The organism is Nocardia sp. BMG111209, assembly GCF_000381925.1.
Classification (GTDB): Bacteria; Actinomycetota; Actinomycetes; order Mycobacteriales; family Mycobacteriaceae; genus Nocardia.
The window spans coordinates 60,513-74,443 of the sequence record NZ_KB907310.1 but is presented as its reverse complement, the minus strand read 5'-3'; the positions used below and the strand labels follow the sequence as shown (position 1 = coordinate 74,443).

Annotated in this window: 9 protein-coding genes; 1 reads left to right on the top strand and 8 read right to left on the bottom strand. The window is 68.2% G+C overall.

All coding sequences use genetic code 11. The features are described 5' to 3' along the window. Positions 1–16: 16 nt before the first annotated feature. The 6 genes from G361_RS0138630 to aceA form a co-directional block, all read right to left on the bottom strand. Complete coding sequence (locus G361_RS0138630) at positions 17–1,396, bottom strand: glutamine synthetase family protein (protein WP_231387236.1); 1,380 nt, start codon at positions 1,394–1,396, stop codon at positions 17–19. 114 nt (positions 1,397–1,510) lie between these two features. Further along, entirely contained in the window at positions 1,511–2,770 is a 1,260-nt protein-coding gene (locus tag G361_RS0138625) for a hypothetical protein (protein ID WP_019932509.1), read from the bottom strand. Further along, positions 2,770–3,621: an inositol monophosphatase family protein gene (locus G361_RS0138620; protein ID WP_019932508.1), complete on the bottom strand. Its 852-nt coding sequence runs from the start codon at positions 3,619–3,621 to the stop codon at positions 2,770–2,772. The genes G361_RS0138625 and G361_RS0138620 overlap by 1 nt, the downstream gene beginning before the upstream one ends. 202 nt (positions 3,622–3,823) lie before the next feature. Next, a complete protein-coding gene (gene metE, locus G361_RS0138610) occupies positions 3,824–6,139 on the bottom strand; it encodes a 5-methyltetrahydropteroyltriglutamate--homocysteine S-methyltransferase (RefSeq protein WP_019932506.1) in 2,316 nt (771 codons plus the stop codon). Between the two features lie 46 nt (positions 6,140–6,185). Continuing rightward, complete coding sequence (locus tag G361_RS0138605; RefSeq protein ID WP_019932505.1) at positions 6,186–7,058, bottom strand: 3-hydroxybutyryl-CoA dehydrogenase; 873 nt, start codon at positions 7,056–7,058, stop codon at positions 6,186–6,188. Positions 7,059–7,211: 153 nt separating this feature from the next. After that, on the bottom strand, positions 7,212–8,498 hold the full coding sequence (gene aceA, locus G361_RS0138600; protein ID WP_019932504.1) for an isocitrate lyase: 1,287 nt from the start codon (positions 8,496–8,498) through the stop codon (positions 7,212–7,214). A gap of 559 nt (positions 8,499–9,057) precedes the next feature. On the opposite strand from aceA, the gene G361_RS0138595 reads away from it, so the two are divergent. Continuing rightward, positions 9,058–10,272 (top strand): lipase family protein, encoded by a 1,215-nt coding sequence (locus G361_RS0138595; protein ID WP_019932503.1) that lies wholly within the window; start codon positions 9,058–9,060, stop codon positions 10,270–10,272. Positions 10,273–10,296: 24 nt separating this feature from the next. On the opposite strand, the gene G361_RS0138590 is transcribed toward G361_RS0138595, so the two are convergent. Then, the gene (locus tag G361_RS0138590) at positions 10,297–13,011 is read right to left on the bottom strand and encodes a molybdopterin cofactor-binding domain-containing protein (protein WP_019932502.1); all 2,715 of its coding nucleotides are present in this window, start codon (positions 13,009–13,011) and stop codon (positions 10,297–10,299) included. Further along, positions 13,008–13,889, bottom strand: a complete 882-nt coding sequence (locus G361_RS0138585; protein ID WP_026344030.1) for a xanthine dehydrogenase family protein subunit M — start codon at positions 13,887–13,889, stop codon at positions 13,008–13,010. The genes G361_RS0138590 and G361_RS0138585 overlap by 4 nt, the downstream gene beginning before the upstream one ends. Positions 13,890–13,931 lie beyond the last annotated feature (42 nt).

The following is a 13,931-nucleotide window of genomic DNA, read 5'->3' as shown; positions in this document are numbered from 1 at the left end:
CGGATTCGGCCCGCGCTCAATATCGCCACCGGGTGCGAGCGATGATCTCCGCCGGACCGAGGCCCGCGAGGGCGGCGATCTCACCGCGGCGCACCGTGGCGATGGTGTCGACGAGCCCCGCCCCGAAGGCCTTGCCCAGCACGGCATCCGCCTCGAAGGCGGCAACGGCCTCGGCGAGAGTGCCCGGCAGCGCGTCGATCCCGGCGGCGGCGCGCTGCGCCGGGGTCAGCGCGCCGGGATCGATGTCGACCGGCGCGGGCAACCGCACCGCATCCCGCAGCCCCGCCGCACCGGCGGCGAGCACTCCGGCCAGCATCAGATACGGATTGGCCGTGGCATCGAAGCATTTGACCTCGACATTCGCCGCCCGCTCCCGCTCACCCGGGCACCCACCGACATACCGCACCGCCGCCTCCCGATTCTCCCGCCCCCAGCACGCGAACATCCCGGCCCAGTGCGACGGCTCCAACCGCAGATAACTTGCGACAGAAGAACATCCGACCGCCATGAGCGCAGGCAGATGCCCGAGCACACCACCGGTGAAGCACTCCCCCGCCTCGGTCAGCCCGAACGGCCCCGCACCCCCCGACATGGCATTGATCCCACCTCGCCACAGACTCAGGTGCACATGCCCACCGTTCCCGACCGCATCGTGAACCACCTTGGGCGCGAACGAAACCCGCATATCGTACGCCGCACTCACCGCCCGCACCGTCTCCCGCGCCACCACCAGGGTATCCGCGGCCTCCACCGGATCCGTTGCGGCAAAGGACAATTCGAACTGCCCCGCCGAATACTCCGGATGCACCTGATCCACGGATACCCCACTGTCCCCCAGCGCGGCCATCACATCCCGCAGATAATCCGCCAGCCCCACCACCCGAGCCATCCCGTACGCCGGCGCGGTCGTCACCGGCACGAACCGATCGTCGGCGGCAGGCCGCCCCAGCACCCACTCCACCTCGAACCCCGCCCGCACCGACCACCCCTCCTCCGCCAGCTCCGCCACCAGCCGCCGCAACAACAACCGCGCATCGTGCGGATGCGCACCCCCGTCCTGGTCGTACCGATCCGCCGGCGCCCACGCCCACCCCGGCATCGCCGCCAACGTCACCACCCGATCCGGATCCGGATGCAACCGCAGATCCCCCACCGGCCCACCCGCATACCGCCCCGCCACGATGCTGTCATCGGCCAGAAATACATCGAACACCGGCGAGGCCCCGATCCCCCACGCCGCCACATGCGGAAACCGCTGCACCGGAACAGTTTTCACCCGAACGATCCCCCCGGTATCGACCCACGTCACCGCCACCGCCACCACCCCCCGCTCCCGCAACTCCCCCACGACCCCCTCGGCCCGCCGCCGCCACCGCTCCCGACCCCCCGCGGTCAACCCCTGCCCCATCCCGTTCAACCCGCCGCCTCCACATCGCTACCTGATCCCGGACACACAGCATTCGTCGCCGAGACCCACGACAGCGGGAAGAACTTTCGCGGAGAGGTGCGGCTACACGCCGCGAACGAATTCGCGATACAGGAATTTTTGATGCGGGGTGCCCAACGACCCCTTGTATCGCCGCAGCGCAACGTACGCGAGCTTCAGCAATTGCGTCACCGGCACCTCGGTGGGCATCCCGAATCCGGCCTTGGCGATCGAAGCGGTCGTATCCAGCAACGCCGTCTCGGTCTCGTTCACCTGCGCAGACTCGAGACCCAGCTTCCGCAGCAGTTGGTTGCGCACACCGAGAACGTCGATCTCGAGCCGGCGGATATCCTCCTCGGAGTCGGCCATCGACAGCACGCTCCGGAAATCTGCTGCGCGAGAACGGTATTCATCGATCCGGCCACATATCAACTGCAGCCAACGTTCGTCGTCGTATCGTTCGCGCTCCGCCTGGCTCCACAATCTGCCGCCCAGGAGCGGCAACTCCTGGACACGAAGTTGCAGCGGACGATCCGGACGTGCGTCGGCCACCCGGTTTATCTCACCCGGGATGCCGCGTATCGCCGAGATGACGTCCTCGATGGTGTTCTCCGGAGCGCCGTCATCGAACAGGTCGAACATCACCGAGAAGTCCCGGCGCAGCGGATGCGGCGTGTACGCCACATTTTTCACCTTGGCCCGCGCCGAGTAGCGCAGCGACCGCACCAGGGTCGCGATGAACCACAACTGTTGCTCGCTGTCCGGTATGAGACTCCGCAACCGGCCCTCGAGTGCGAAGGACGAAGCTCGTGCCCATTTCCCGAAGAGATCGTCTTCGACTCCGTCGGGACCGCTGATCCGCGCACCGTGGTGAGTCCGGCTCCGAATGTTTCCGGCTTGGTAGTCGGACCATTTCACGATCTTGGGCAGCAGCCGCTGACCGCCGCCGTACTGCTGTATCTCGAGGTCGGCACGCCGGGTGCGATCCACGAACTGCAACAGCGTTTGGACGCCGTTCGTCTGCAACGTCTCCACCGCGGACGCCTCGGCTTCGGCGAGCAACGGTTTGTCGCTGTCACCGATCACCAGTGGCCTGGCGATGTACAGATCGAAGAGGTGCCGCAGAATACGGGGCTGCTCACCGTAGTCCGCAGGTACCGGATTCAGCAGGGTCGGATGCGGAACGAGAACCTCGTCGAAATAGATGAGGGATTGCACCAATTCCGCGTAACACTGCTCGGAGAAGGGGTCGCGCGGCCGAATGCCCCGACTCCGATTCTGCGACAACAGGAATTCTTCTGCACTGATGAATGTCGTGACATCCACCATGACGCTGTGCGGCATCAGATACTCCGGGACTCCGCGAGTAGCTCGGTGAACCACCGGACGCAACCCTCGGCGCCCGAGACGGTTTCGGCGAGCACCGGTTCCCGGAGATTCAAGAATTCCTCGCTCAGAGGCACGAGGGCCGCACCGCGACCGTCCGTGGCCGATCGCCCCATGGCGAGACTCAGGCCGATGCCTGCCGCACCGTCCCAGATCTTCTGGTCGGTTCGGTAGAACAGGTCGAACCGCTCCTGCGACTCCCCGGTCCAGGCGGTGAGATCTATGCAGGTACGCACCATGTCGAGCGTCTGGGATGTGGTGCGCACCTTCATCCGGCAGCCGATGTCCGCGAGTTCGCTCTCGAAGCGACGCGCGGGCACATCGGCACTGCGAGTGACGGATGCCCGGCCCGGCCGGTCTGCAGCCGGAAGCGGCGGCGCCGGTTGCCCGTCGACGGTCACCCCCTCCGCCCAGTGGATCGAGATCGGCGTTCCTCCGGTACCGAGCTCGGGGGCGAGCACATATGCGGCAGAAGGTATTCCGCGGTCGACCCGGCACACGACGCTGCAGAACTCGCGCCGCCCGGGTACCACGAATTCCGCTGTGCCATCGATCGGGTCGACGATCCAGGTCGGGTCGCCACTGGTCGGCGCCGTCCAATCGTCTTCCTCGGCGACGAACTCGGAACCCGGGAAAAGGTGCGAAATCGTATCGATGATCGCCGTTTGCACCGCGATATCCGCTTCGGAGAGAAGCGTGTCGTCGGCTTTGGTGTCGACACGCAGATCGGACAAATTCCGACGATATTGCCGGAACAACGGCAGCAGCCGGTCGTCCAGCATGTCCCACAGCGCCTCGGTGTCGGTCATGCCACCCCTCCTGCGATCAGCAATGCGCGGACAGCCGGAGCCACAACACCGACCTGTGACGCAGCCCCGCGACGATTACATCACAACGCCGGGAGGCAGCCCATTACCGATGACACGTCGATCCGGAAATCGCATTCGAACCGACCGGAATGTTCGAATGCGATGCGCCGCCGCATGAATCCGATTTGTCCGGGGCGGGGTTTCAGACCGTGGCGGGATTCGTTTGTTCGGTGCGGCGGCGGACGCGGCGGGCGGCGGCGACCAGGTTGCGGAGGGAGGGTTCCAGTTGCCAGTAGTGGCGGGTTTTCAGGCCGCCGTCGGGGTTGGCCCAGAGGCGGTGGGGGGTGATGGCCGCGGCGGCGGCGGTGAGGAGTTCGTCGAGTTCGTCGATGTCGGGGATGCGGGCCGAACGGCTTTCGTACACACCGGGTCCCACGCCGTGGGAGAGGCCGTGGCCGCCGGCGGCATCGTCGTTCAAGGCGTTCAGCACCCATTCGATGGAGCGGGTGGCGACGATCGCGGTGACGTCGGCGTCGAGTTCCTCGATCGCGCGGACGATCTCGGCGCGGCCGGAATAGGCGATGTGCGTGTGGATCTGGGTGTCCGCGCGCACGCCGGAGGTGGCGAGGCGGAAGGCGTTCACCGCCCAGCGCAGGTATTCGTGGCGGCCGCCGGTGCGCAGGGGCAGCAGTTCCCGGATCGACGGCTCGTCGACCTGGATGATCGCCACACCGGCTCGTTCCAGATCGGCCAGTTCGTCGCGGATGGCCAGGGCCACCTGGTCGGCGGTCTCGTGCAGCGGCTGGTCCTGCCGCACGAACGAGCGGGCCACCATCGTCACCGGGCCGGTCACGATGCCCTTCACCGGTTTGGCGGTCAGCGACTGCGCGTAGGTGATCCAGTCCACGGTCATCGGCTGCGGCCTGGCCACATCGCCGAACAGGATCGGCGGGCGCACGCAGCGCGAGCCGTACACCTGCACCCAGCCGAAGTGGGTGGTGGCGAAGCCGTCCAGCAGTTCCGCGAAATACTGGACCATGTCGTTGCGCTCGTGCTCGCCGTGCACGAGGACGTCCAGGCCGATGTCCTCCTGCAACCGGATGGTCGATTCGATCTCGGCCTCGATCCGCTTGCGGTACTCCTCCAGCGACAACCGGCCTTCGCCCAGTTCGTAGCGGGCCTGCCGGATCGTATCGGTCTGCGGGAAGGAGCCGAGCGTGGTGGCGGGCACCAGCGGCAGGTCGAGGCGTTCGCGCTGCGCGAGACGGCGCTGCTCGTACGGTTCACGCTCGCGCATCTGCGGGGTGACCGCGTAGACCCGTTGCCGCACAGCGTGTTTCTGCTTGAAGTGCACCTCGCGCGGCCGCTGCCGCCAGCCCTGCGACGGGCCCTCGGTCAGCGCCTTTGCAAGCGAAACCACTTCCAGCACTTTTTGTTTCGCGAAGGCCAGGCGATCGGCCACATGGCCGTCGATATCGTATTCGACGAGCAGGTCGTAGGGCACGTGCAACAGCGTGGATCCGGTGGACACCACCAGATCCGGGCACACCTGGGACAGCTCGTGCAGATACTGCAGGGTGACATAGCGATCCGCGCGCCACACGTTGGTGCCGCTGATCACGCCCGCGTACAACCGCTTCCGCCGGATCCCGGGAATCCGGGCCAGCTCCTCCGGCCGGATCCGGTGCGCCGCGAGATCGAGACCGATGGCCTCCACCGAGGTTCCGGCCAGGATGCGCACCGCCTCACCGAAATCGCCGTACTGACCGGTGACCAGGATCCGCGGCCGTAGCGGCGCAGTCGAAAGTCGTTGGTACGCAGCCTCGAACGCCGTGAGTTCGGCCGGGGTGCGGTCGCTGGTGAAGCAGGGCTCGTCCAGCTGCACACAGGTCGATCCGCGCTTGGCCAGGATCTCCAGCAGCTGTTCGTAGACCGGTAGCAGCCGGTCCAGCAGCGCCAGCCGGTCGAATTCGGTCTCGCCGGGCACCCGGCCCGCCTTCGACAGCAGCAGCAGCGACACCGGTCCCAGTACCACCGGCCGCAATTCGATGCCCTGGGCCATGGCCCGATCGAATTCGTCGAGCAGCGCCTCGGGATGCAGCGAGAACTCGGTGTCGGCGTCCAGCTCCGGCTGCCGGTAGTGGTACGTGGAGTCGAACAGCCGGACCAGTTCCAGCGGCGGCAGATCGGGCCGGCCGCGCGCCATCAGGAAGTAGAAGTCCAGCGGATGCAGATCGTCACGGTACGGTTCGAACCGCTTCGGCACCGCGCCGAACAACAGCGCGTTGTCGAGCACATGGTCGTAGAAGGAGAACGTATTGCCCGGCACCTGGGTGAGCCCGGCCGCGTGCAGTTCCGCGAACTGCGTGTCCTGGATCTCCCGGCCGGTCGCCAGCAGCTTCTCCCGCGACAGTTCGCCGTGCCAGTACGCCTCCAGCGCGCGCTTGAGTTCCCGGTGCGGCCCGATCCTCGGATAACCGAGGATGCTGGACCCGAACCCGTCCGCGACGTTGACCATGAGCGGAACTCCTTCTCCGGCAGCGGGTTTCAGCCCGATACAGCGACTAGCGGTTGTTCGAGTACTGGTAGAAGCCGGCGCCGGCCTTCTTGCCGAGCAGTCCCGCCTCGACCATGCGCATGAGCAGCGGCGGCGCCGAGTACAGCGGTTCCTTGAACTCGGCATACATCGAGTCGGCGATGGATTTCACGGTGTCGAGGCCGACCAGATCGGTCAGCGCCAGCGGGCCCATCGGATGGGCACAGCCGAGCACCATGGCCTTGTCGACGTCCTCCTTGGTGGCGAAGCCGGATTCGACCATCCGGATCGCCGACAGCAGGTACGGCACCAGCAGCGCGTTCACCACGAATCCGGACCGGTCGGCCGAGCGCACCACCTGCTTGCCGAGCACGGTGGCGGCGAACGCTTCCGCGCGCTCCGACACGGCGGCACTGGTCTTCAGCGTGGTGACCAGCTCGACCAGGGGCAGCACCGGCACGGGATTGAAGAAGTGCATGCCGACCACGCGCTCGGGGTTGGCGGTGGCCACCGCGATCTTCATGATCGGGATCGAGGAGGTGTTGGACGCGAGCACCGCGTCCGGATCGGTCACCACCTTGTCCAGCTGGGCGAAGATCGAGGTCTTCACCTCCTCGTTCTCCACGACCGCCTCGACCACCAGCTGGCGGTCGGCGAAGTCGCCGATATCGGAGGTGAAACGCAGCCGCCAGGCGGTCTGCTCGCGCTCCCGCTCGGTGATCTTGCCGCTGGACACCCCGCGGTCCAGCGACCGCAGGATCCGGGCCCGGCCCGCGGCGGCCAGTTCCCGGGTGGGTTCGAACACGAGCACATCCACGTGCGCCCGGGCGCAGACCTCCGCGATGCCGGCGCCCATCTGTCCGGCGCCGACGATGCCGACGCGCTGAATCTTCTCGCTCATGTCCGCTCCTGGGTGATTCTCATTGGTGGCGGCGGTTTTCGGTGGTAGTGGCAAGGGCCGGGATCCAGGTGTGCAGCTGGATCCCGGCCCGAGCCTGCCGCCCGCGAGGGGCGACCGCGGATATCCCGGATGCGAAACGGGACAACCGCATTCTCAGTGGAACTGGCCTTCTTCGGTCGAGCCCTTCAGCGCCGCGGTCGAGGTGTTCGGATCCACGGTGGTGGCGATGGTGTCGAAGTACCCGGCGCCGACCTCACGCTGATGCTTGGTGGCGGTGTACCCGCGCTCCTCGGCGGCGAACTCGCGCTCCTGCAGCTCGACGTAGGCGGACATGCCCTCGCGGGCGTAGCCGTAGGCCAGGTCGAACATGCTGTAGTTCAGCGCGTGGAAGCCGGCCAGGGTGATGAACTGGAACTTGAAGCCCATGGCGCCCAGCTCACGCTGGAACTTCGCGATGGTCGCGTCGTCCAGGTGCTGCTTCCAGTTGAACGACGGCGAGCAGTTGTAGGACAGCAGCTGATCGGGGAACTCGCTCTTGACCGACTCGGCGAACTTGCGGGCCAGCTCCAGGTCCGGGGTGCCGGTCTCCATCCAGATCAGGTCGGAGTACGGCGCGTAGGCCTTGGCGCGGGCGATGCAGGGCTCGATGCCGTTGCGCAGGTGGTAGAAGCCCTCCGCGGTACGCTCGCCGGAGATGAACTCCTGGTCGCGCTCGTCCACATCGGAGGTGATCAGGGTCGCCGCCTCGGCGTCGGTACGGGCGATCACCACGGTCGGGGTGCCGGCCACGTCCGCGGCCAGGCGGGCGGAAGTCAGGGTGCGGATGTGCTGCGAGGTCGGGATCAGCACCTTGCCACCGAGGTGGCCGCACTTCTTCTCCGAGGCCAGCTGATCCTCCCAGTGGGTGCCGGCGGCGCCCGCGGCGATCATGGCCTTCTGCAGCTCGTAGACGTTCAGCGCGCCACCGAAACCGGCCTCACCGTCGGCCACGATCGGGACCAGCCAGTTGTCGACCGAGTTGTCGCCCTCGACGCGGGCGATCTCGTCGGCGCGCAGCAGCGCGTTGTTGATCCGGCGGACCACGGAGGGCACCGAGTTGGCCGGGTACAGGGACTGGTCCGGGTAGGTGTGACCGGACAGGTTCGCGTCACCGGCGACCTGCCAGCCCGAGAGGTAGATGGCCTTCAGGCCGGCGCGCACCTGCTGCACGGCCATATTGCCGGTGAGTGCACCGAGCGCGTTGATGTAGTCCTCGTTGTTGACCTGCTCCCACAGGATCTCGGCGCCGCGGCGAGCCAATGTGTGCTCCTCGACGACCGAACCCTGCAGCTTCACGACCTGTTCGGGCGTGTAGTTGCGGGTGATGCCCTTCCACCGCGGGTTGGTGTCCCAATCCTTCTGGATTTCCGCAGCGGTCTTGGGGGTGCCGACGTTCGACATCGTGACTCCTACTTCTCGTCGTGCCCCATGTCCGAATCTCACGACCGCCGAACGATGCGGTTGCTGGGCGGTCGGCGCGGCGGCGCTGCCCTGGGTCCGGACTCTGCTGGAGCGGCAATTTGCAGGCTTGCTAGGCCCTTCTGTTGTACTTCCACACGATGGCACAGGAAAAAATGGCCGTCTACCTGTTACAAGTGTGAATACGAGCTAGCTTTGACGGCCCGATTGCCAATTCTGTGAAATTTGCGGAATGCTTGCCCGCCTCAAATCTACCCGCCGGTAGCCCTGACGTGCGGTTTTGCGTAACGGTCGTACTGTTTTCGTGACCGTCCGCGGTGGCCGTTTTTCGACGTCGCGGATCGGCGATGTGAGGACGTTCACAGGCTGTTCGTTCCATTCGGACTGTGCGCCACGCCACGATTGATCTCCCCTGGATTGTGCTCTGCGCACAATTCTAACCCGGTGCGCAAGCCCCTCCGGCGGCACGGGGGACCGATTGGTCCGGTTCTGCCGCGCGGCAGGCGATACTGAGCCGGAAACCCGTGCACGAAGGAGAACGATGCGGAAACTGTCGACCGCCGCGACCGCGCTCGCGGCCGCGGCGCTGCTGGCCACCGGAGTCTCGACGCTGCCGCCCACGGCCGTGGCCGACCCGGGCACCGCTTCGGCGGCCGGCACCGGAGCGCTGTCGGCCGCTGCCACCGGGACACCGGCGGCAGCCGACACCGGCACGCTGACCGAGATCCTGCCGTTGTCGGCCGCGGCGACCCTGCCGGGTTCGGTCGACGCGCATCGCTTCCTCTACCGCACCACCACCGCGGGTGACGCGCCGACCGTGGCGAGCGCGGCGATCTACTTCCCGCCCGGCGAGGCCCCGGCCGGCGGCTGGCCGGTGATCGCCTGGGCGCACGGGACCATCGGCCTGGCCGACGAATGCGCCTACAGCATCGCCGGGCCGGGTGCGGTGGACCGGGACTGGGCCTATCTCGGCGCCTGGCTGAAGCAGGGCTACGCGATCGTGGCCGCCGACTACGCCGGGCTCGGCACCGGGGGCGACCATCCGTACCTCAACGGCCGGGTCGAGGCCCACAACGTGGTCGACGCGGTACAGGCCGCGACCGGTGCATGGGACACGCTGTCGCACCGCTGGGTGGTCGTCGGCCAGTCCCAGGGCGCCGGCGCGGCCGTGACCACGGCGCGCTACGCCACCGAGTACGGCGGCCCCGGACTCGACTACCGCGGCGCGGTCGCGACCGGCACCCCGGCCTACATCGAGGACGTGGTGACCGCGCTCGGCCCCGGCGTGCCGCCGGTGGCGCTGCCCGCCGGGATCACCGCCTACGCGCTCTACATCCTCAACGGCCTGCGCACCAGCTTCCCGAACCTGAACATCGACTCGTACCTCTCGGACACCGGCCGGTACTGGGTCGACCGCGCGCACGACGAATGCCTGCTCCCGCTGGAGCAGGAACTGCACGACCGCAAGGTGATCGGCGGCGACCTCCTCGCTCGCCCCCTCGCCGATCTCCCCGACGCGCACAACCTGCTGCACGACTATCTGGGCCTGCCCGAAACCGGTTACGACCGGCCGCTGTTCCTGGGTCAGGGCCTGCAGGACACCGACGTGCTGACCCCGGAGACCCTGCGCTTCATCGCCGTGCTGACCGCCAACGGCCAGCCGGTCACGGCCAGGACCTATCCGACCGATCACAGCGGTACCGTCAACGCCTCCCTGGTCGACTCGGTTCCGTTCGTGCGCAACCTGTTCCGCTGAGCGGCGACTCGGATTGCTTGTGCGTCAAGCCTTCTCGTCGAGCAGCGACCAGATCCGGTCCGCGGTCATCGGTAGTTCGTACGGCCGCACCCCGATCGCGTCCCGCACGGCGTTGGCCAGTGCGGGAGCGACCGGGTTGTAGGGGGATTCGCTCATCGACTTGGCGCCGAGCGGGCCGAGCGCGTCGGTGGTGTCGGCGAACAGCACCTCGGTGATCGGCAGGTCCGCGAGCTGCGGAATGTGGTAGTGGCGCAACGTCTTCGCGCCGACCACCCCGTTCTCCACCCGCATGTCCTCGTACAGCGCGCTGCCGATCGCCTGCGCCGCACCACCTTCGACCTGACCGCGGCACTGCCGCGCATCGAGGACGGTGCCCGCGTCGGCGGCCTGCACGGATTGCAGGATCCGGACCACACCGGTGTCGGCGTGCACCGCGACCCGCACGGCGTGCACATTGAACGACACCGAGCGCGGACTGCCGTCGTGTTCCGCGGTGGCGCGCAACGGTCCGGCAGCGAGAAGCTCACCCGCGGTGAGCAGCCGATCCCCGCAGTACACCCCCTCGGCCGCGAGGGTGCCGTCCCGGTCGCTGAGAGCGGCCGCGCGGGCGAGGATCTGCCGCTCCAGGCGGGTGCACGCGGTGTGCACCGCCTTGCCCGCCACCACGATTCCGGTGGAACCGAAGGCGCCGGTGTCGTGTTCGGTGACATCGGTGTCGGCGTGCCGCAACCGGATCCGGGACACGTCGGTGTGCAGCGCGGCGGCGGCCAGCCGAGCATGTACGGTGGTGCTGCCGTTGCCGAATTCGGCTGTGCCCACCCGGATCTCGTAATCGCCGTCGCAGAGCAGCACCGCCTCGGCGGTGGCCCGGTGCCCGCGCGGCGGGATGGTGGCGATCATGGCGGCGGCCATCCCCTCGCCGATCCGCCAGCGTCCGGCCGGCGGCCGTACCCCGTTGCCCCGGCGCAGCGCCGCCTCGGCCAGATCCAGGCACTGGTCCAGACCGTAACTGCCGAAACCGAGATCGTCGTCCGGCGTGCAGAATCCGCCGATCAGGTCGTCACCGGGCACGACCACGTTGCGCCGGCGGAATTCGAACGGATCGATGCCCAGCCGCCGCGCCAGTTCGTCCATCGCGGATTCCAGCGCGAAGCCGACCTGACCCAGGCCGTAACCCCGGAACGCGCCCGACGGCAGATTGTTGGTGTAGACCGCCCGCCCGTCGATGCGCTTGTTGGGGCAGCGATACAGCGCGACCGATTCACTGACCGAATGGAAAAGCACTCCGGCACTGTGATTTCCGTAGGCCCCGGCATCGGAGAGGACGTCGACCGCGAGCGCGGTCAACCGGCCGTCGGCGTCGGCCCCGGCCGTCACCGCCACCCGCATCGGATGCCGGCAGGGCGCGGAAGTGAACTGATCGGATCGGGTGAACTCGTACTGCACCGGCGCTCCGGTGCGCAGCACCGCCAGCGCCACCAGATCCTCGGTCAGCATCTCCTGTTTGGCGCCGAAACCACCACCGACGCGCGCGGCCAGCACCCGGATCCGGTTGCGGGGCAACGCGAACACCCGGCACAGTTCGTCGCGCACCAGGAACGGCACCTGGGTACTGGTGCGGATCACCAGCCGGCCGGTGTCGTCGATCCAGCCGATACTGCCGTGCGTCTCCAGATGGACGTGCTGCACCCGCGGGGTCCGCCACACCCCCGTGACCACCGCCGCGGCCGCGGCCGACCCGGCCTCGAGATCGCCCGTGCGGCCGTGCACCTCCGCGACCAGATTGCGGCCGGTATCGGCGATGCGGGACGCAACGGGCTTGTCCCCGTGCAGTTTCGGCGCCTCCGCGCGCAACGCCGCCTCGGGATCGAAGACCGCGGGCAACTGCTCGTACTCGATCCGCAGCGCACGGCAGGCGGCGCGGGCGATATCGAGCGTCTCGGCCACCACGGCCGCCACCCGCTGCCCGGCGAAACGCACCACCCGATCGAGGATCACGGTGTCGTCCGGATCGTCCTCCCGCAATTGGTGCCGCGCGGTCGAGAAGGTGAAGGCGGGACTGTCGTCGGCGGTGAGCACCGCGCACACGCCCGGAATCGCCTCGGCCGCCGCGGTATCGATCGAGACGATCCGGGCGTGTGGATACGGGCTGGTGCGCACCGCCAGATGCAGGACCGCCGCCGGCGGCCCGTCCACATCGTGATCCGGTCCCGGCTCCGGCGCGGCCGGCTCGGTGTCCAACGTGAACGGCTCGGTGCCCGTGACGATCCGCAGCGCCCGGGGCCCGGCCGGCTGCGCCGGTTCGTCGTCCACACCCAGCACGGCCGCGGCGATCGGCCGATATCCCGTGCAGCGGCACAGATTTCCCTTGAGCCGATCCGGCAACTCCGCCGCGGTGACCCCGTCGCGATCGAGTTCGCTTGCGGTGACCACCATCCCGGCGGTGCAGAATCCGCACTGGAACGCCCCCGCCTCGGCGAACCGGCGCTGCACCGGATGCGGATCCGCCACCGTTCCGAGCCCCGCGGCGGTCGTCACGACCCGCCCCTCGACCCGGTACGCGGGATACAGGCAGGCGTGCATCGCCGTTCCGTCGACGAGCACCGTGCACGCACCGCAATCGCCCGCGTCGCAACCCTTCTTGACCGCGAACCGCCCGTGCTCGCGCAACAGCGTGCGCAGGCACTGCCCGGGTCGCGGCTGTGCGTCGATCGCGTGACCGTCCACCTCGAACTTCACGACCGCACCTCCCGCAATTCGGCCAGCACCTCGCGACCGAGCACCGTGCAGACGTGCCGCCGCCAGGCGGGCGTCCCGTGCGGATCGTCGAACCAGACACCGCGATCCAGCCCGAGCACAGTAGCCACCAATTCGCTATCCTCCGGCACCGCACCGAATTCCAGCACCGTCGGCCGGACCGTCGCCGCACTGAGCGTGATCGCGCAGCGACCGTCCGCATCCCGGCGCCCCATCACCACCGCACCGGAACGGCCCAGCGGCGCGAGCGCCACCTTCCGGAAGGCCGTGCGAGAGCGCAGTTTCGCGTCGTCGAGCCGAATCGACCGCACCACCTCCCCCGGCCGCAACACCGTCCGCCCCGGCCCGATGACGAACCGCGCCAGCGGAATCGAACGCTCCCCACCGTCCGGCAGCCACACCACCGCGGTCCCGTCCAGCGCCACCAGCGCGGCCAGCACCGCGCCGGCGGGCAACCCCAAGCACACATTGCCCCCGACCGTCGCCGCACGCCGAATCTTGTACGACGCCACCAACGCCCGGCAAGCCTGCGAAAACAACCGAACCGCAACCCATTCCGCAGGCAACGCCACCGACCCGGCACCACCCACAACCCCCGACATCGCCGGAGTCGCCTCCCGCACGCCGGCCGCCGCGTCGAATTCGGCGAGCGTGCAGGTCGCCGCGATTTCCAGGCCGGCGGGAGTGACGACGAGGGCGGGCCAGTCCAGGGCGGTGATGTCCACCAGCCGGTCCAGCCGATCCTGTGGCTCCGAGAACAGCCAGGTGCCGCCGGCCAGCACGGCCGAATTCGGGCCCAGCGCTTCGAGATCGGCGCGCTCCCGGGCCACGATCACCTCGCGGATCGTATCGAGATCCATGTGACCACCCGCTTCCGCCGCAACCACGACCGATTCGGCCAT